This is a genomic window from Myroides odoratus (assembly GCF_001549985.1).
Lineage (GTDB): Bacteria > Bacteroidota > Bacteroidia > Flavobacteriales > Flavobacteriaceae > Flavobacterium > Flavobacterium odoratum_A.
On record NZ_LROZ01000016.1, the window covers coordinates 37,367 to 56,821 of the forward strand.

The window sequence follows — 19,455 nt, forward strand, 5'->3', positions numbered from 1 at the left end:
ACAAAAATGAAAAAATTACTCCTATTACTTTTATTTTTTATGTCTATCTTGTCCATCAATGCGCAAGAAATTGATTTAAAAACCATGACACGGGTGGACAGAATTCGCTATGTTTCTCAAGAAGGAACTAGAGCGTTAGATCAACATCTTCATGAGTTTATGAAAAAACTATATGGCAACCCTAATATTATGCGTCCGGGTTATTCAGCCTATGCTGGTAGTTACAAGGAAATACTGATAAGGGAGGAGGATGTACAGCCTTTAACTGAAAAATATGGGAAGTTTGTAACGGATTATACCTTTAAAAAAAATGATTATATCTATCATATTAGTTTTGTCGCCAATCCTTGTGTTTGGAACCCTTTATTGTATAAGGTTGTTATTCTGAATAATGGAAAGGCATTGAGAATTATGATTTTAGATGTTGGGGAATCACAAGTTATTTATCATAAATAATAGTTTAACGTAAAGGAAAATAGTTGTAGTTTATAATCTGTTTACTTCATGTTGCATTTGAAATTGGAGCATTTGAGTAAGACAGGTAAGCGTTTTCCTGGAAATGAAACATTTTATTTTTATTACGTACAAAAATGAAAAAATTACTCCTATTACTTTTGTTTTTTATGTCTTTCTCGTCCATCAATGCGCAAGAAGTTGACTTAAAAGCCATGACACAGGCGGACAGAATCCGCTATGTTTCTCAAGTAGCAACCAGAGCCTTAGATCAACATCTCCATGAATTCATGAAAAAATTATATGGCAACCCTAATATTATGCGTCCGGGTTATTCAGCCTATTCAGGTAGTTACAAGGAAATACTGATAAGAGATGAGAAAGTCGTACAGTCCTTAACTGAACAATATGGTGATTTTGTCACAGATTATACCTTTAAAAAAAACGATTATATCTGTAACATTAGTTTTGTCGCCAATCAGCGTGTTTGGAACCCCTTATTGTATCGAGTTACGATACTTAACAATGGGAAGGCGCTTAAAATCACTGTTCTAAGTGTTGGGGAATCACAAGTTATTTATCATAAATAATAGTTTAACGTAAAGGAAAATAGTTGTAGTTTATAATCTGTTTACTTCATGTTGCATTTGAAATTGGAGCATTTGAGTAAGACAGGTAAGCGTTTTCCTGGAAATGAAACATTTTATTTTTATTACGTACAAAAATGAAAAAACTACTCTTATTACTTTTATTTTTTATGTCTTTCTCGTCCATCAATGCGCAAGAAATTGATTTAAGAAACCTAACTTCGGAGCAGAGAAAGGACTATGTCATTCAAGAAGCTACAAGGGCTTTGGATGTATTTCTATACGATTTTTTAAAAGGGTTATACGGTCCCAATACACCTCCACCAACTTATTCGCCTTATCGATATGGGTATAGGGAAGTAAAATTAGATACAGAGGAAAGAGTAACTGATTTTAATGATTTCTATGGTGATTTGATTAACGATTATACCGTAATGAAAAATGATTACTACTATAATGTTTCATTTATACCTAACCAAAATGAATGGTGGGGACCTGTATTATATAAGGTTACGGTACTAAACAACGGGAAGGCTTTAAATATCTTTGTAGTAAAGAGAGGTTGGTTGCGTGTTATATATAATGCAACAGAATAATTGAACTCACGTATGATAATAAAGAAAAAACTCTATTCAGTTATTAGCGGGAAATATTCAAGGACTACTCCATATCAAACAAATTAGGAAGTACCTGAAAGCTATTGAGACCTTAACAAAATAAAAAAACACTTTATTCATGTCCCATTTTTGACACGATTGAAATGTTAAGTATTTATATATTAATCTGTTAGATATTGTGAAATAATCCTGATTGGATCACGAAAAAGTCTTAACGAAAGTTAGGACTTTTTTTGTTTATACTCCATTGTATAGAATGAAAGAAGGGCGAATTATATCCGCCCGTGACTTTATTTTCGCTAGTAAATAACCTATACTTTCTTTGGTGGTAGATCAAATGCAACAGCTTCGTGTTCAAAATGACCATTGTGTGCACCATCGCAAAATGGCTTGTTTTTCGAAAGTCCGCAACGACAGATTGAAAGTACAGTTCTACCTTGTAATCCGTATGCATTTCCATTTCGATCTACGATTTCAAAATCTCCTTCGATTTTTACCGATCCGTTATTGTTGATTGTTAATTTTGTCTTTGACATGTCTATTTGAGTTTTGTTATTTTGTACAATAATAGAACAATAATAGAACAATAATACGAGTCCTATTGAGGGACATTTCTATTTAGAAAGATTCCTTTTAGTAAATTCGACTAAATCATTGGAAATAAAAGAAAAAGATAAAAAGAGGTGAAAAAGTTTTTTCAACCTTATATACAATTGCATTTTCGTATTTTTAGTCAGCCCTAATCCGCTCTGAGCTATACGTTCTTATTGCGGAAGAACAGAATGATATGATAGAATAAATCCAATGGACCTACTTACACTTCCGAATGACTTGAATCTCGATGGTTCAACCTCGATTAAAATTTACGATTATCACAGTTCCCAAGCCATTGCTCGCCAACAAATTGTTTTGAATCAATATGTGTTTAGTTTTCTGATGGAAGGAATGAAAGAGGTTATTTTTGATGATGCAATACAAGGGATTGATCCTTCAAATTTTCTTCTTATGAAGGCAGGGCATTGTTTGATGACGGAAAAACTTTCTCAAACGAGTACATATAGAAGTGTCTTGTTCTTTTTTAGCTTGGAGGATATTCAGCGGTTTGTTCAAAAAGTAGAACTAAACCCACCAGCAGCATTGGAATACCAATCGATTCATACCTTTCCATACGATGATTTTATCCTTCGCTATGTAGCTAGTTTACTCGATATTGTCAAACTCTCAGCAGAAACTCAACATCGGTTGTTAGCCGTGAAATTCGAGGAAATTATGTGGTATCTTGTGGAGGCCTATGGCATGGACATCTTGCATTCTCTTTTGCATCATAATGACAGCACCCAAAAGTTTACGCGTACGATTGAAAGCAATAAGCACCATAAGTTAACGATCAAAGAACTTGCTTTTTTGTGTAATATGAGTGTTTCAACGTTCAAAAGAACCTTTGAAAAGCATTATGCTGAATCACCCATGCAGTGGTTTCAAAACAAACGATTAGACTATGCGCGTTATTTGTTGCATTTTGAGAAAAAAACGGCCACGGAAATTTACCTTGAAATAGGCTATGAGAATTTATCGAGTTTTATTCAGGCTTATAAAATCAAATTTGGTATTACTCCTAAACAAGATCAAATGAAATGAGCTTTTAGCGATAGTTTTTGGACAAATAGCAAAACCCGCCTGACTAGCGTAGCAGTACTTTTACTTGAAATTTTTAAGTAAGCTAAAATGAAAAAACAACACGTAGTCGCGCTGCTCTTCTTGATGCTATCAACGTCATTATTTGCGCAAAAAACATTTACTTTATCAAGTAAGGATTTAGGTGGACAAGGAACGAAACGAATGGAATTTAATGGATTTGGTTGTGCTGGACTGAATCAATCTCCTCAATTGTCTTGGGAAAATGCACCTGAAGGAACGCAGAGTTTTGCAATTACAATGTATGACCCCGATGCACCAACAGGGAGTGGATTTTGGCATTGGGTAGTATTTGATATTCCTTCAAATGTCAATGAATTAGTTGCAAATGCTGGAGATAGTAGCTTGGATTTAGCCCCAAAAGGTGCGATTCAAAGTAAGACTGATTATGGAATAAAGGGATTTGGAGGACCTTGTCCGCCAGAAGGACACGGATATCACCAGTATATCATCACTATTTATGCCTTAAAAACGAAAACATTAGGATTAGATTCGAATGTGCATCCCGCTTTGGTCGGCTTTAATCTTTGGAATCAAACCTTAGCAAAAGCGAGTATCGTTGCTTATTATAAACGATAAAAAACGGAGTGAATTACATACAAAAAAAGTCTTCGATTTTACGAAGACTTTTTTTGTATGTAGCTTTTTCATTACTCTAATATTGAACATTGAATCTCTTCATTTGGTGTATAAGTAATGTTGTCTTTCGATGCACCTGTTGCTTTTCCCCATTGTGCAATGGCAGTGAGCAACGGAATTAGGGTTTGCCCAAAATCGGTTAATGCATATTCCACTTTTAAAGGTGGTTTACTTGTATAGACGGTTCGGTTAATCAAACCGTGTTCTTCTAATTCCTTGAGTTGCAAGCTTAATGTGCGTTCCGTTATCATCGGAATTGCCTTTCTCAATTCGCTATATCGTTTTTTTTCTATTAAATGAATAAGAATGACGGCTTTCCATTTTCCGCCTATATATCTCATTGTCAAACTTGTACTGCATGGAAATTCTTGGTTGTCTATTGTATACATCTGTTACTATCCTTTATGACCGTTCTTGCAAAGGTAAATTACTATACTTAAGTTTGCAACTATAAAAAGTATAGTAGTAATAAAATAAGTAAAAAATGATGAGTACGAATTTCTTAGATTTAGCGAAACGCAGGTATGCAACTAAAAAATACGACGCGACCAAAAAGATTTCGGCAGCACAAATTGAAGAATTAAAAGCAATCATTCGCTTAAGTCCTTCGTCTATCAATAGTCAACCGTGGAAGTTTACGTTTGTAACCAATGAAAAAGTAAAAGCGGAATTAGCTGCACAGTCCTATATGAATGAGAATTCAATTAATGAGGTTGGATTAGTCGTAGTATTTAGCGTAATGGAAGATATTGAGCACTTTGAGGCGCGCAATATTTCGATTTTACCAGAAGGATGGATTAAAGGTTTTTATGAACCTTTAGTGCGTGCTCGTGGAGAGCAAGCAACAAAATCGTGGATGGAAAATCAAGTATACCTGTCTTTAGGATACTTTTTATCCGCTTGTATAAGTTTAGGTCTGGATGCAACACCAATGGAAGGAATCGATCGTCAAGCTTATAAAACGATACTAGGGCAAGAAGGATATGCGCCTTTATTTGCTGTTACAGTAGGCTATGCTGATGATACAGATATGGCACATCCATCAGTATCCCCTAAAACTCGTTTTGAATTAGAGGACATTATAACATCAATTTAGTGGTTTAGTGAACAGTTTATAGTTTGCTGTAAACTGTTCACCGTAAACTGTAAACTGTCAACTGTTCACTGTTCACCATAAACTGTAAACCGTAAACTGTCAACCATCTACCATGCTCGTTTGTCGGTAGTTATTGGTTTTGTAAGATCAAACACCACGTTAAAACTGGTTTTAGAACCGGCGCGTTGCAAGTTATAGCTGTATTCTTTTTCGTCAATGGTCACCCACCAAAGGTTGGAAGCAGCAGCAGGGATAGCTAATGCCGTTTCTTGATCGGCAGGGAAGTATTGGATATGTTCATTTCCTGTATTTGTTGTTGTTCCGCCATACATGGTGACCTCATCTGGTTTTCCATTGCGTTGACGGTGGTCGTGTTTCAATTCAATTCGGTCGCCTTTTGAGGTAAATACCCAGGTGCGAGATAGGTCATCTCCTACAAAAAAAGCAATCTTAACTTCTCTTTGATCACAAGCCGAAACGTACATAATTAATTCTTTGTTGTCAAAATCAGCAGGAACAGGTGTGGATACAAGACTACCTTTATAGGCTTTACCACAATGTTGTGCGAGGTTGTGTATAAATTGTGCTGAAGGATTTGACGTTTGGGCTTTTCCGCATAATACACCGCTGATACAGAACAGCAGGACAAGTAAATTTTTCATACTAGATTGAATTTATAAAAGATTAAAGATAGGGGTATAAATTGGGGTTTGCTAATTTTTAGGATGAGTGGCGATGGAGCTTTATTGCTATATTCGTATTTAATCCGATGAAAGACGAATAGTCATTGAATTAAAAATCTTATTTTTGAGGAAAGCTAAAAAACAATGTATAAACTGACGGAACAACTAGTTCACGTAGATGGACAGCAAATTTTTGTACATCTGTATACTCCTGAATACCCCAAAACTGATACGACCTTAGTTTTGTTACACGATTCACTAGGAAGCGTGGAATTGTGGCGCGATTGGCCTAGTTTATTGGCGACTCAATTGCAATGCAATGTTATGGTCTATGATCGCATAGGGTATGGAAAATCACAACCGATGGAGACTTCCTTTCGAGCCACCGATTATTTAGCACAAGAAGGAGCTTTTTTAGAGCGTTTACGCCTTGTTTTAAAACTAGGAAAACTTGCGGTATTTGGGCATAGTGATGGGGCTTCTATTGCCTTGTGGTATGGGATTTTGTATCCCGAACATACCGCTGCTATGGTGATTGAAGCAGGTCATGTTTTTGTAGAGGAAGTAACGATTAAAGGAGTCGCTGATGCAAAAAAAGCATATGAAGAGACTGATTTGCGCTACCGTTTAGCAAAATACCATGGAGAGCGTGTAGAAAAGTTGTGTTACGCTTGGTTTGATATCTGGTTGAATCCAGATTATCGCAATTGGACAATGGTGCCTGAATTGCCTCGTATTACATCCCCTTTGTTATTCTTACAAGGAGATTTGGATGAATATGGAACCTTACAACAAGTAGAAGACACAGTGACACAGGTTAGTGGTATTGCAGAAAAATACATTTTTGAAGGAGTAGGGCATATCCCCCATAAAGAACAAAAGGAGAAAACCTTAACTTTGATTATCTCCTTTTTAACTCGTTACTTATAGTTTGAGTAAGTGTTCAATTTTATCTAAAAATAGTTGTTCTATTCGAGGGTCTTTCGCTTGTAAATAGGAAGACTTTAAACTGTTTAGGTATTGATCTAAATTGGTAATAACACTCCCTTGGGCCAGTTCAAAAGGCACTTGAAGATTCTTGGCTTTAATTGTTTCTAGGGCAGTTTTGATATATGTTTCTTTATCCATTTTAAAGGGGTATAGGTGATGGGTTAAGGGTTAAGGGTTAAGGGGATGAGTTATGATACTGCTCACTCATAATCCATAACTCATACCCCCATAACTCATAACAATTGTGAAATTATTTATCTCGGCAATTCAATTGTATACGTTTTGCCTTTTGTTTTTACATTGGTATTCACCAACCATGGGTTATATAACTTCAACAGTTTATAGTTAGAACCTTGTTCTATCGCAAACATAGGTAGGTCTTCAATATCTTTATCTAACGTAATTGTACGCATTGGAATAGGTGGATATTTCTCTGATTTAGGAATGTCATATCCGTATTTTTGTGGATTTGTCATGATTTCTTTCATAGCAAGGATACGAAATACATAGCGCGAAGTTTCTTGATTCAGGAATAAATCATAGTAGTTGTCTACGTATTGTGAATTCATTGCTTTAGTCATACCTGCCATTCCGCGGTTGTATGCAGCAGCTACCATGGTCCAAGAGCCAAAGCGAGCTTTTGCATCTTTAAAGTATTTACATGCTGCTTCAGTCGCTTTCTCTAAGTGATAGCGCTCATCAATATACTCGTCAACAACTAAGTTGTATTCTCCTGCTGTTCCTTTCATAAATTGCCAAAATCCAGAAGCTCCTGCAGAGGAAACAACATTGGATAAGGTACTTTCAATGACACAAAGGTATTTAAAGTCATCGGGGATATTGTTCTTTTTTAAAATGGGTTCTATAATAGGGAAATAACGTTCCGCTCTTTTGATGACTAAGGTGGTAGATGAGTGCAGGTTCGCGTTGATAATCATCTCACGATCAAAACGCTCTTTGACATCAATTACATCCAAAGGAGCCTTTTCTCCTGCAAAATTTGCAGTTAAAGGAAGAGGAACATGATGATCCGTTGGGTTTTTTACTTCTTCTACTGGATCAGCAGTTGCATGCGCTGAGGCAAAAATAAAAGTAGATGCTACACCCACAACTGCCGCTGTGTAAAGCACATTTTTAAGATTCTTTTTCATCGTTATTTCAGTATAATTTTTTCTAGATGTTGATTAAACCATTTATATTTTACAATAATCATGGCATGTGTTCCGCCTTGAACTTCAATTGCATTTCGTATGTTTTTGAACGGAAATATTTCGTCTCTCGTTCCGTGAATATGAATCACATGTTCTAATTCTTCTGTTTGATTCCAAGTCAGAACGGTTTGAATACACCAATTCAGATAATGAGGATCTCGAACAGATAAATAGCGATTGTACATAGTCACGCGTTTTTTTTGTTTGTCATTGCCATAGCGCTCTATCATTCGGAGTAGAAACTCAATTCCATGTGTTGGGATGAGTTTATATAACCGGGTATATTTCGCCCACTTAAAACGCCTTGGAAATTCTTTGTTTGTGCGTACGCTTGAGATAATGATCACTTTTTGAACGTCGATGAGCTTCATTAGTTCTTGAGCAATAATCCCTCCAAATGAAACGCCAACCAAGATAGGGTTATTATGTTGAATAAGGGGAATGTATTTTTGGGTATAAGCAAGTAAGCTTTCTTTTTTTTCGCAAGGTAACCATTCTAAAAAATGCAATTCAAAACGTGTAGTATCCCATTTCAATCTTTCAAATATGAGTGAAGTTGATGACATTCCAGGAAAGAAATAAATTGGTATTTTGTTCATTTTAAATAAATTAACATAGTTAATAGGGGTGGTCTGGAAAAAAATGACGAACTTTGATAAATATAGGAATAAAACTTTTTGTTTACATCCTATATAAACGCTAAAAATTTCTTGCGATATAATTTTGTTATGGAAAGATGACTCGGGTGAGTCCTTTATTCTTTTTATGCTATGAAAAAGAACATTTTGCCTAACATGAAAATATAAAATTTTAGTATAATGGAAATTAAAGACAATGAATTGCTTCGTCAGTTTGAGCTCGAAACCGATCAAGGTTTGCTTAGCGTGGAGTATTCACTTCAAGAAAGAAAAATCTTTCTTACCAAATTAAAAGGATTTGAGGAAGGTGTTCAAGCACAATCCATCGATTTCTTAAAAGGAGTACTTGATATCGTTAGAGAAAAAAGATTGAGAGTCGTTCCTACACATCCAAAAATTGTTTCTTTCTTTAGGAAAAATCCGATGTATAAAGAAATGCTTCCTCCAGGGATAAGAATTTAATCCTGTGAGATTTAAAAACCACTTATAACACACACAACATACCCCTAATGGGTGAAAAAAACAAAACCTGTTTGAACTTCAATTCAAACAGGTTTTTTTATTTAACCCAAATTCAGCAATAGACGGATGAACGAGAGTGAATTATACAAAATAGCGCTGAACTTATAAAAAAAGCATACTATAGTATGGTTTTAGAAGAAGTGAATGAGATATAAAGTAGAATTAACTCGTAGTATTCGGCTAATGCGGAATTTGGGTTTAATCTAGAAAATCAAATCGAACGATACCGTCCTCATCAATTTTAGTCAATTTAATTGGGTGTAAAGTATTCACTAAAGCAGGATCCCAAGGTGTTTTTACTTTGACATAGTTTTCTGTAAAACCATGGATGTATCCTTCCTTGTTTTCACTTTCAAATAAGACCGTTTTTTCTAGACCCAGTTGAGATTCATAAAAAGCTCTGCGTTTCTTTACGGATAAACCACGTAACATTTTGCTTCTTTTGTTTCTCACCTCCATGGGTACTACTCCCTCCATTTCAATCGCTTCGGTATTGTCGCGTTCGGAATAGGTGAATACATGCAGATAGGAAATGTCTAAATTGCTCAAGAAATTGTAGGTATCCAAGAACTTTTCGTCTGTTTCACCAGGAAAACCAACAATCACATCCACACCAATACAACAATCTGGCATTACCGTGCGAATCTTATCTACACGTTCAACGTATAGTTCGCGCATATAACGGCGTTTCATTTTTTTCAAAATGTCATTGCTTCCCGATTGTAGCGGAATGTGAAAGTGTGGAACGAAAGTTCTACTTTTAGAAACAAACTCAATTGTTTCATTTTTCAACAAGTTAGGCTCGATAGAAGAGATGCGCAAACGCTCAATTCCCTCTACTTGATCCAAGGCTTGTACAAGCTCTAAAAAGGTATGTTCATGCTTTTTATTGCCAAATTCTCCTTTTCCGTAGTCTCCAATATTCACCCCTGTCAAGACAATTTCCTTGATGTCTTGAGCAGAAATCTCTGCCGCATTTTTCAATACATTTTCCATGGTATCACTACGAGAAATTCCTCGAGCTAATGGAATTGTACAGTACGTACATTTATAATCACAACCATCCTGTACCTTCAAGAACGCTCTTGTTCGATCACCGATGGAGTAGGATCCTACGTAAAAATCGGCTTCAGAAATTTCACACGAATGCACTTGTCCCATTTCATTCTTAGAGAGGTCATTGATATAATCCGTTAATTTGAATTTTTCAGTTGCTCCTAAAACTAAATCAACTCCATCTACATTGGCTAATTCAGCAGGTTTTAACTGCGCATAACAACCTACAGCGGCAATAAAAGCCTTGTCGTTTTTCTTTTGCGCCTTTTTTACTATTTGTTTGAATTGTTTATCTGCATTTTCGGTTACAGAACATGTATTAATTACATAAATGTCTGCCACATCCTCAAATTCAACACGATCAAAACCTTCATCTACGAAACTTCTTGCTATTGTTGAGGTTTCAGAAAAGTTTAGCTTACATCCTAGGGTGTAAAAAGCTACTTTTTTTCTATTTTCCATAATCATTCTTTACTATGAGTAGTAACTTTGAAGTATATTTACTCTTTGTTGTCACAAAGCTTGCAAATTTACGTACAAAATTCGGTTTGATGAAATCAATAATTTATTATATATCAATTCTTTGTGTTGTCTTCACTGTTTATTCTTGTCAAAATAAAAGAGATGAAAATGAGAGAGGAGCAGTATTTCGATACAATGAAAGTTCAAATATTCAAACACTTGATCCAGCTTTTGCACGAAGTATGGCAATCATTTGGCCGTGTAATCAATTGTTTAATGGATTGGTTCAGCTGGATGATCAGTTGCATGTTGTGGGAGATATTGCCCAATCATGGAAGGCTTCTCCAGATGGATTAACCTATGATTTTACGTTGCGCAAAGAGGTGTATTTTCATCCGCATCCTGCTTTTGGAAATGCACAAACGCGAGCAGTAACAGCTAGTGACTTCGTTTATAGTTTAGATCGATTAACCGATGCGAGAACAGCTTCTCCAGGTGCGTGGATTATGCAAAAAGTAAAGCATTACGAAGCATTGAATGACACGGTATTTCGATTGGAATTAAAAGAATCTTTTCCTGCAATCTTAGGTTTGTTGTCGATGCGTTATGCTTCAGTCGTACCTCGAGAAGTAGTTGAAGATCCACAACATGATTTTAGAATACATCCCATCGGAACTGGCCCTTTTTATTTTAAGTTTTGGGAAGAAAATGTCAAATTAGTTTTGCGTCGCAATCCCAACTATTTTGAAAAAGATGAACGAGGAGTTCAATTGCCTTATTTGGAATCTGTTGCTATTACTTTTTTACCAGATAAACAAAGTGCCTTTTTGCAATTTATACAAGGAAAACTCGATTTTATTTCTGGTTTAGATCCTTCTTACAAAGATGATTTAATTACGTTAGAAGGGAAGTTGCAAGAGAAGTATCAGCCCTTGGTACAAATGGAAACAGGGCCTTACCTCAACACAGAGTATTTGGGCTTCAATATGGAAGATAAGCAGAGTGCTGTCAGTGATAAGCGAATTCGCCAAGCATTGAATAGGGGATTTGACCGCGAAAAAATGATCAAACACCTGAGAAGTGGTATGGGAACCACTGCAGTAGGAGGGATTATTCCCCAAGGATTGAAAGGCAATATTCAGATAGAAACACTTTATGATGTTACAAAGGCTAAAGCACTTGTACAAGCGTATAAAAAAGAAAACAACTTGACCAACGTGGTGATTCCATTGTCTACCAATGCGGGCTATTTAGATATTGCAGAATACTTGCAAAGAGAATGGCAAAAAATTGGGTTAACTGTTGAAATCGATGTCATGCCACCTGCAACCTTGAGACAAGGAATGGCTTCTGGAAAGATTGCCTTTTTTAGAGGGAGTTGGATTGCTGATTACCCTGATGCAGAAAATTACCTATCGTTGTTCTATAGTAAAAATAAAGCACCCAATGGTCCTAATTATACGTTTTTTGCCAATCAAACCTATGATCGTTTGTATGAACAAGCTTTCTTGGTTACGGATGAGAAAGAGCGAGAACAATTGTATGAACAAATGGATCAGTTAATTGCGGAGGAAGTTCCTGCTCTTATCCTCTTTTATGACCAAGCGGTGCGATTTAGCCGAAAGGATATCCATCAACTGAGAATCAACCCCATGAATAATTTATTCCTAAAAAGAGTTTGGAAAGAATAAAAGAAGATAATTTTTCTTCTAATGGAGATTTATTTTAGATATAATAGTATATTTGAAGTCGCAGAATATCAATGAGATGTTCTGATTATATGACAACCTTACACACGAATACTATTATGAATGAGTTAGTCGTTCTAATTGTGGATGACGAAATGAAAGTTGCGGAAGTATTAAAACACCGATTGCTGAATAGCATTCAAATCCAACACAAAATGGTGTTTTATATGGCAAAATCAGTCGCAGAAGCAGTAAAAATGATTGAGCAATATGTGCCAGATTTGGTTTTTTTAGACATTCAAATGCCTAAAGAAAACGGGTTGGCTTTGTTTGATTACTTTAAGGATCCTCTCCCATTTGAAGTAATTATCACCACCGCTTACAGTCAATATGCACTAGAAGTTTTAAATCAATATACTTGTTTGCATTATTTATTGAAACCAATAGCCGTTGAAAATTTGCAAACGGCCTACGATAAATTTGTTGAAAAAGAAAGCCAACAATCTTTTATCAAACTAATCAAAAACAATCAAAAACGCGAAGTTGTTGCAATAGAAGATATTCTATACTGCAAAGCAGATGATAATTATTGCGAAATCTATTTACAAGATCAAAAGTATCTGATATCTAAAACGTTAGGAGCCGTTTCTTCTAAATTGAAACACCCGCAATTTCATCGGGTAGGTCGATCGTATGTAGTTAATTTCAAACGTGTTAAATACATAGAAATGGGTACAAATCGCATTGTTTTTAAAGATAAGGTGATTATTAATGATCAGGAAATCAACCATGATATTGTAGTTTCAGCAACTAAAATGAAAGAGTTTAGATTGCTTGAACTATGAGAGGATGGATTGTGCTCTTGTTCTTCGGAATTACATTCCCCTTGCTTTATGCACAAACAACGGTTACCAAGCGGTATACAACAGAAGATGGACTGATAGCCAATGACATTAGAGCACTTTTATTAGACTCTAGAGGTGTCCTTTGGATTGGTTCAAGAGCGGGATTGAGTGTGCGCCAACAAGGGCAAATTGCTATTGATGAGGAGTCGCTTCAGCACCGTTTTACTAATATTACAGCTATAGTTGAGGACAAGGATCAAGGAATCTGGATCGGAAGCTATGGACAGGGGATATTGTATAAAGGCCCAAAACAGACGCTTTTGTTTAAGGAGCAATCGGGATTATTTTCTATGCGCATCAATACTTTATTTGTTGCTGCATCTAAATTGTATATTGGAACGTCAGAAGGTATCACTACGCTCGATATTCAAACGCTGACTATTGACAAACAAGAGCCCAAGAATACGCTTAAAACACCCAGTCCTGTTTCTAGTTTTTACCAGATTGGTGAGTCGGTTTTTGCGACTACAATTAATCATGGTGTTTTTCAAGTTGAAGGAAGAGCGCTCATTCCTATAGGGGAAGAAAAAGAAGTTGTTGCTTCTTTTTTTGATTCCAAACACCAAACCCTATTCTTGGGGTTAAAGTTTGATTTGGAAATTCATTCCCTTCAATCCAATCAATCTATAGCGAAACAGGGAATTAAAGGAACTCGTTTTTTTCAACCCGTAGAGGATCAGGTCTATTGGGTAGGAGCGGATATTTTAAATGAAGGAGGAGGGATTTATGCTTGGGATGGGCAACAAATTAAAAAACTCAATCAAAAGTACGGGATACACAATGCAGAACTCTATAGTTTAGCTTATGATGCCAAACGCAAATTTTTGTATGTTGGAAGTAAAAAACAGGGGCTATTTCAAGTGGATTTGGCTTCCCCTTTGCGCTTTGATCCCCGTTTTGGACCAGTAGAAGCCATTGCATTATCTGGTGATACGGCTTATGTCTTTGGTACAAATGGATTGTGCTTGGTGCGTAACAATCAAGTTACCCATACCCTTGAAAAAGCCGCTTTTAAAGCCTATCACTTAGCTCATCATAAAAAGTTTGTTGGGGTGACAACTCGTGCCCATCATTTTTTTGAAATAGAACATCAAATTCCCTCCGAACAAATTCAGTTCTACAAGGCAGTCCAAGGGCTAAATGCTATTTGGGTCAGTACCAATATTGGCTTATTTCAATTAAATTTTCAGGGAGAAATTGAAAGTTATGTAGGTATACATACCTATCAATTTGATTTTATTCAAAATCAATTGCTGGAAACAGACCCTTATGGAGGGGTGAGATTGTATCAAAATATCGCTGCTTTTCGCTATCAATTTCTCGATCGAGAGGATGGAAGTTATGTTCCTCGCGATATTGTAGGCATGCAGGCCATCGGAGATAAAATGTATTTGGCGGGTGCATTGGATGGTTTATATGTATATGAAGACAACCATTTTCGTTCTTTTTTAAGTGAGGGGCTGTTTTTAGAAAATCGACTGAAGCACCTTGAAAAAGGAGAAGGGAAAACGCTATATGTGGCCACAGATTTTGGGGATATCTATTGTTTGGATGTCAGTGGACAAGCCCCAAAAGTTATTCGAAAAATTCCACAGAAAGCTATCCTGGGACATGGAATTACATTTTTGCATTATAGGAATCATCAATTGTTGATTGGAACAAATAAAGGTGTGACTGTTTTGGATGCAGCGGGCACTTTTTTGTTTAATACCGAGCAAGGATTGGACAATTACAACGTAAAAAGCAGTGTAGTTTTAGGAAAACAACTGATGCTAGGAACTGATGCTGGATTGTATACCCTAGATCTAGATTATTTTAAACCTCAAAAGGTTACTTATGATCTTGTGCTATCTTCAATTAAGATAAACGGGACAAAATTAGATTTGAAAAAACTAGAAGAGCAGGGAAATCGAGAGCTAGAATTACCCTATGATCAAAATTCTATCTTTGTCAATTTTGTTCTATTAGGCGCAAAATACCCAGAAAAATTAAAGTTTCAATATCGCGTTAAACCCACGGAAGAATGGTTGGATTTAGAACAACGTACGCTGTCATTGAATTATTTAAATTCCGGAGAGTATCCAATTGAAATTAGAATTTACGATTACGATAAGGGAGCAGAGCAAGTGAAAACACTGCTCCATGTAACAATCATGCCTCCTTTTTATTATAGTTGGTGGTTTTTTAGTTTGCTTGTATTGGTGGGTATCGGAATTGTTGTACTTATCATACAGCGCATAAAACGACGACAAGAAAGCAAAGATAAGCAGTTGCGCTATGAGAAAAAAGTAGCTGAACTAAAGCTGCTTTCGGTTCGAAGTCAATTGAATACCCATTTTATTTTTAATGTACTCAGTTCGTTTCAATATTTTATTATTGCACATAAGGAAGAAGAAGCGTTGTATTATTTAGAGCGATTTGCTTCTTTGATTAGAAAAACACTGAACCTATCGATGCTTGAACAAGTGAGTGTCAAAGAGGAACTCGATTATGTTCAGGGCTATTTTGAATTAGAGAATATGCGATTAGATGAACGCGTTCAGTTAGAAATCAAAATAGATGCACTATTGAATATACATCAAATTATGATTCCGCCTTTGTTGCTTCAACCTTTTATTGAAAATAGTCTGGTACATGCCTTTCCCGAAAGTATTGAAAATCCAAAGATCATCGTGCATGTGTATCCACAAGAACGCGATGTGATTCTGGAGGTCATTGACAATGGTATTGGAAAACAACAGGCTCCCGAACCCCTATCGAAACACGATTCAAAAGGATTATTTTTAGTTAAAGAACGAATGAAGATGATTCAAGCGTACTTAGAGGAACATATTAGCATACAATCTACGACAGCAGGAACACGGGTTCGTTTGGTATTAAAAGACACTTTAAGTAAATAAATCAAAGAAAATCACGTCAATTATTTGTTAATAAAACCAAGTAATGAAAGAAAGGATTGTATTATTGTGATAAAGCAGTTGAAATCCTAAAAAAAGAGTGTACTGCTGATTTAATTCTTGTTTTATGAAAGGAAGATTGTTGTTTGTCGGAATTTTTATTGCGTATTTTTTAGCTAATATTTATTTGGGAATCCGTGTATATCCCTTAGTGAATACTACCCCTTGGAGCATTCAAGTATTATATGGAGTAGCTGTTGCTTTTTTGGTGATATCGCCTATTTTATTTTTTGCGTTTAGAAAACGCGTTAGTGTACCCAAAGCAGCTATACTATATAAGGTAGGAACAGGATGGTTGATGTTAATCATCTATTCATTTTTGTTGGCTTTATTGTCGGATTTACTTCTATTTGGAATTGGCGATTTTATTGATAAATGGACGCAAGCGTGGATTCGATTGGATCAATTGCAAGCGTGGTTTATCGTATTGGGAACTATTGGAATTGCTTGGATTGGTAATATTAATTATTATCGAAAGAAGGTTGTTCATCTCGATTTAGAAACAGAAAAACCATCGCATCAACCGCTAAAGCTAGTAGTTTTGAGCGACCTGCATTTAGGACATGCCATTAGCCGAAAGGAATTAAAACGTTGGGTTACCTTTATTAATGAACAAGAAGCAGATCTTGTTTTATTTGCTGGAGATATTATTGATAATAGCTTACTGCCTTTGACGTATTATAAATTGGATGAACTTTTAAGTCAAATAAAAAGTAAACACGGCGTTTATGCGTGTTTAGGGAACCATGAATATTTAGCTAATGTTGAAATGAGCTTAGCTTTTTTAGCGAAAGCGAATATTACCGTTTTGAGAGATGAGGTTGTCAACCTCATCGGGGGACAACTTCAACTGATAGGAAGAGATGATAAAGCTAATCCACATCGCAAGCCTTTAGCTGAATTGGTTCAGCCTGATTCAACTAAAATACAACTTGTTTTAGATCATCAGCCTTATGCATTGGAGGCTGCTGAAGCACAGCAAGTAGATTTTCAATTTTCAGGACATACACATCGCGGACAAGTATGGCCCTTTTCTTGGGTTACGGATTATTTATTTGAACAATCACATGGGTATGTAAAGAAGGGAAATACCCAATATTACATTAGTTCTGGATTGGGGATTTGGGGCGGAAGATACCGCATCGGAACACAATCAGAATACGTGGTTGTTACGTTAAAAACGAAAGATAAAAAAGAGAAAGTGTAAGGGAAAAAACACAAACTTTTTTAATGGAGAATAAAAGGTTATTTTTGTCAAAATTTAGTTGAAGTGAATTATTTATCAGTAGAAAATATATCGAAATCTTTTGGGGCACATAACTTGTTTGAAAATGTGTCATTTGGTATTAATAAAGATCAAAAGATTGCTTTTGTCGCAAAAAATGGATCGGGAAAATCGACTATTTTAAAAATAATAACAGGATTGGATGATCCTGATAGCGGACAAGTAGTTATTCGCAAGGGAATTCGCATGGAATTTCTATCGCAAGAACCTAATTTACAAGATGAACTAACCATCGAAGAAAGTATTTTCGCTTCAGATAGCGATATTCTAAAAGTAATTGAAGCCTATGAAAAAGCATTGGAAAATCCAGAGGATGAAGATGCGTATCAAAAAGCTTTTGAGCAGATGGAGATTCACAATGCTTGGGATTTTGAAACCCAATACAAGCAGATTTTAACGAAACTAAAATTAGATGATTTAAAGTTGAAAGTGAAAACGCTTTCTGGTGGACAGAAAAAGCGTTTGGCTTTGGCTATTATCTTAATCAATAAACCTGATTTGTTGATATTGGATGAGCCAACCAACCACTTAGATTTAGAAATGATTGAATGGTTGGAGAACTATTTCGCTAAAGAAAATATCACCTTGTTTATGGTTACCCACGATCGCTTTTTCTTGGAACGTGTGTGTAATGAAATTATCGAATTAGATAACGGATTAATTTACCAATACAAAGGAAACTATTCATACTACTTAGAAAAGAAAGAGGAGCGAATAGCCGCTGAAAATGCAAGTATTGATAAGGCTCAAAATCTTTTTGTCAAAGAATTATCTTGGATGAGAAGACAGCCAAAAGCGCGTACGACAAAATCAAAATCGCGTATTGATGACTTCTATGTAATCAAAGAAAAGGCGAGCAGTAGAAGAAAAGAGCACCAAGTGGAGCTGGAAATTAACATGGAGCGCATGGGAAGTAAGGTTGTAGAACTACACAAGTTGAATAAATCATTCAATGGAAAAGTAATTTTACACGATTTTAGCTATATGTTTAACCGAGGAGAACGCATTGGAATCATCGGAAAGAACGGGTCTGGAAAATCAACCTTTTTGAATATTCTAACGCAAACGATGAAACCTGATACAGGAAAAGTCGTGATTGGAGAAACAATTAAGATTGGCTACTATACGCAAGGAGGAATTTCAATTAAGCCTGAACAGAAAGTAATTGATGTAATTAAAGAGTTTGGTGAGTATATTCCATTAGCCAAAGGACGTTCTATCTCTGCAGGACAACTTTTAGAGCGTTTTCTGTTTGATCGCAAAAAACAGCATGATTTTGTTGAAAAATTGAGTGGTGGGGAGCTAAAACGCTTGTACTTGTGTACTGTTTTAATTCAAAACCCTAACTTTTTGATTCTCGATGAGCCAACAAATGATTTAGATATTGTAACATTGAACGTGTTAGAGAGTTTCTTATTGGATTATCCAGGTTGTTTGGTGGTGGTTTCGCACGACCGTTATTTCATGGACAAGATTGTCGATCACTTATTTGTCTTTAGAGGAGAAGGAGAAATTGAAGATTTTCCAGGAAACTATTCTGATTTTAGAACGTATGAAGATAGTATTGAGCCTGTAAAAGAGGAAGCGCCAAAAGAAAAAGTAAACTGGAAGGAAAATCAAGTACAAAATGGTTTGACGTTTCAAGAACAAAAAGAGCTTCAAAAAATAGAGCGCGAAATGACAAAACTCGAAGAGCAAAAACAAGAGATTGAAAAAGAATTTGCGGACGGAAAAGTACAAGAAAATCAAATTGACGAAAAAGCAAATGCGCTGAAAAAAATAATAAAAGAACTCGAAGAAAAAGAAGAAAGATGGTTTGAATTATCAGCCAAAAAAGGGGAGTAATTTCGAGGGCAAAAAAAGCAGAAAAGAGGGCGAAAAAACAGTTTTGCTCTCTTTTTTTTTATTTTTAAATCGGAATAAAGCTATAAAATATAGTGAAAATTTAAGATTTTTACAAGAGTTAAAATG

At 35.8% G+C, this 19,455-nt stretch carries 20 protein-coding genes; 13 read left to right on the forward strand and 7 right to left on the reverse strand.

Annotation, left to right across the window (positions count from 1 at the left end; all coding sequences use genetic code 11):
• Nucleotides 1-6: 6 nt before the first annotated feature.
• From AWV75_RS14370 to AWV75_RS14380, 3 genes are all read left to right on the forward strand, one after another.
• Nucleotides 7-456 (forward strand): hypothetical protein, encoded by a 450-nt coding sequence (locus AWV75_RS14370; protein ID WP_060875027.1) that lies wholly within the window; start codon nt 7-9, stop codon nt 454-456.
• A gap of 134 nt (nt 457-590) precedes the next feature.
• Nucleotides 591-1,043 carry a hypothetical protein gene (locus AWV75_RS14375; protein WP_060875028.1) on the forward strand — a complete coding sequence of 151 codons (453 nt, stop codon included), beginning with the start codon at nt 591-593 and terminating at the stop codon, nt 1,041-1,043.
• A 134-nt stretch (nt 1,044-1,177) separates the two neighbouring features.
• Nucleotides 1,178-1,636 carry a hypothetical protein gene (locus AWV75_RS14380; protein ID WP_060875029.1) on the forward strand — a complete coding sequence of 153 codons (459 nt, stop codon included), beginning with the start codon at nt 1,178-1,180 and terminating at the stop codon, nt 1,634-1,636.
• A 332-nt stretch (nt 1,637-1,968) separates the two neighbouring features.
• Here the strand turns inward: AWV75_RS14380 and AWV75_RS14385 are convergent, their stop codons facing one another.
• Nucleotides 1,969-2,193, reverse strand: coding sequence for a CDGSH iron-sulfur domain-containing protein (locus AWV75_RS14385; protein ID WP_060875030.1), 225 nt, complete (start codon nt 2,191-2,193; stop codon nt 1,969-1,971).
• 268 nt (nt 2,194-2,461) lie between these two features.
• Here AWV75_RS14385 and AWV75_RS14390 point away from each other — a divergent pair, with 268 nt between their 5' ends.
• A complete protein-coding gene (locus AWV75_RS14390) occupies nt 2,462-3,295 on the forward strand; it encodes a helix-turn-helix domain-containing protein (protein WP_060875031.1) in 834 nt (277 codons plus the stop codon).
• An 87-nt stretch (nt 3,296-3,382) separates the two neighbouring features.
• On the forward strand, nt 3,383-3,931 hold the full coding sequence (locus AWV75_RS14395) for a YbhB/YbcL family Raf kinase inhibitor-like protein (RefSeq protein ID WP_060875032.1): 549 nt from the start codon (nt 3,383-3,385) through the stop codon (nt 3,929-3,931).
• Between the two features lie 71 nt (nt 3,932-4,002).
• Here the strand turns inward: AWV75_RS14395 and AWV75_RS14400 are convergent, their stop codons facing one another.
• Nucleotides 4,003-4,380: a winged helix-turn-helix transcriptional regulator gene (locus AWV75_RS14400; RefSeq protein ID WP_060875033.1), complete on the reverse strand. Its 378-nt coding sequence runs from the start codon at nt 4,378-4,380 to the stop codon at nt 4,003-4,005.
• Between the two features lie 95 nt (nt 4,381-4,475).
• Here AWV75_RS14400 and AWV75_RS14405 point away from each other — a divergent pair, with 95 nt between their 5' ends.
• A complete protein-coding gene (locus AWV75_RS14405; protein ID WP_231738159.1) occupies nt 4,476-5,087 on the forward strand; it encodes a nitroreductase family protein in 612 nt (203 codons plus the stop codon).
• A 107-nt stretch (nt 5,088-5,194) separates the two neighbouring features.
• Here the strand turns inward: AWV75_RS14405 and AWV75_RS14410 are convergent, their stop codons facing one another.
• Nucleotides 5,195-5,749 (reverse strand): hypothetical protein, encoded by a 555-nt coding sequence (locus tag AWV75_RS14410; protein WP_060875034.1) that lies wholly within the window; start codon nt 5,747-5,749, stop codon nt 5,195-5,197.
• A 165-nt stretch (nt 5,750-5,914) separates the two neighbouring features.
• Between AWV75_RS14410 and AWV75_RS14415 the strand changes: the two genes are divergently transcribed.
• Nucleotides 5,915-6,700 carry an alpha/beta fold hydrolase gene (locus tag AWV75_RS14415; RefSeq protein ID WP_060875035.1) on the forward strand — a complete coding sequence of 262 codons (786 nt, stop codon included), beginning with the start codon at nt 5,915-5,917 and terminating at the stop codon, nt 6,698-6,700.
• Here the strand turns inward: AWV75_RS14415 and AWV75_RS14420 are convergent.
• From AWV75_RS14420 to AWV75_RS14430, 3 genes are all read right to left on the reverse strand, one after another.
• Complete coding sequence (locus tag AWV75_RS14420) at nt 6,695-6,898, reverse strand: hypothetical protein (RefSeq protein ID WP_060875036.1); 204 nt, start codon at nt 6,896-6,898, stop codon at nt 6,695-6,697. The genes AWV75_RS14415 and AWV75_RS14420 overlap by 6 nt on opposite strands.
• Nucleotides 6,899-7,014: 116 nt before the next feature.
• On the reverse strand, nt 7,015-7,911 hold the full coding sequence (locus tag AWV75_RS14425; protein ID WP_060875037.1) for a lytic transglycosylase domain-containing protein: 897 nt from the start codon (nt 7,909-7,911) through the stop codon (nt 7,015-7,017).
• A gap of 2 nt (nt 7,912-7,913) precedes the next feature.
• A complete protein-coding gene (locus AWV75_RS14430) occupies nt 7,914-8,570 on the reverse strand; it encodes an alpha/beta hydrolase (RefSeq protein WP_060875038.1) in 657 nt (218 codons plus the stop codon).
• A gap of 219 nt (nt 8,571-8,789) precedes the next feature.
• Between AWV75_RS14430 and AWV75_RS14435 the strand changes: the two genes are divergently transcribed.
• Entirely contained in the window at nt 8,790-9,071 is a 282-nt protein-coding gene (locus AWV75_RS14435) for a GNAT family N-acetyltransferase (RefSeq protein WP_060875039.1), read from the forward strand.
• Between the two features lie 258 nt (nt 9,072-9,329).
• Here the strand turns inward: AWV75_RS14435 and mtaB are convergent, their stop codons facing one another.
• Complete coding sequence (mtaB, locus tag AWV75_RS14440; protein WP_060875068.1) at nt 9,330-10,649, reverse strand: tRNA (N(6)-L-threonylcarbamoyladenosine(37)-C(2))-methylthiotransferase MtaB; 1,320 nt, start codon at nt 10,647-10,649, stop codon at nt 9,330-9,332.
• Nucleotides 10,650-10,738: 89 nt separating this feature from the next.
• On the opposite strand from mtaB, the gene AWV75_RS14445 reads away from it, so the two are divergent.
• The 5 genes from AWV75_RS14445 (at nt 10,739) to AWV75_RS14465 (ending at nt 19,329) form a co-directional block, all read left to right on the forward strand.
• Nucleotides 10,739-12,340 carry an ABC transporter substrate-binding protein gene (locus AWV75_RS14445; RefSeq protein WP_060875069.1) on the forward strand — a complete coding sequence of 534 codons (1,602 nt, stop codon included), beginning with the start codon at nt 10,739-10,741 and terminating at the stop codon, nt 12,338-12,340.
• A 116-nt stretch (nt 12,341-12,456) separates the two neighbouring features.
• Complete coding sequence (locus tag AWV75_RS14450; RefSeq protein ID WP_231738160.1) at nt 12,457-13,182, forward strand: LytR/AlgR family response regulator transcription factor; 726 nt, start codon at nt 12,457-12,459, stop codon at nt 13,180-13,182.
• On the forward strand, nt 13,179-16,142 hold the full coding sequence (locus tag AWV75_RS14455) for a sensor histidine kinase (RefSeq protein ID WP_060875041.1): 2,964 nt from the start codon (nt 13,179-13,181) through the stop codon (nt 16,140-16,142). Before AWV75_RS14450 ends, AWV75_RS14455 begins: the two co-directional genes overlap by 4 nt.
• Nucleotides 16,143-16,266: 124 nt before the next feature.
• The gene (locus tag AWV75_RS14460) at nt 16,267-17,406 is read left to right on the forward strand and encodes a metallophosphoesterase (protein WP_060875042.1); all 1,140 of its coding nucleotides are present in this window, start codon (nt 16,267-16,269) and stop codon (nt 17,404-17,406) included.
• 63 nt (nt 17,407-17,469) lie between these two features.
• Nucleotides 17,470-19,329, forward strand: coding sequence for an ABC-F family ATP-binding cassette domain-containing protein (locus AWV75_RS14465; RefSeq protein ID WP_060875043.1), 1,860 nt, complete (start codon nt 17,470-17,472; stop codon nt 19,327-19,329).
• Nucleotides 19,330-19,455 lie beyond the last annotated feature (126 nt).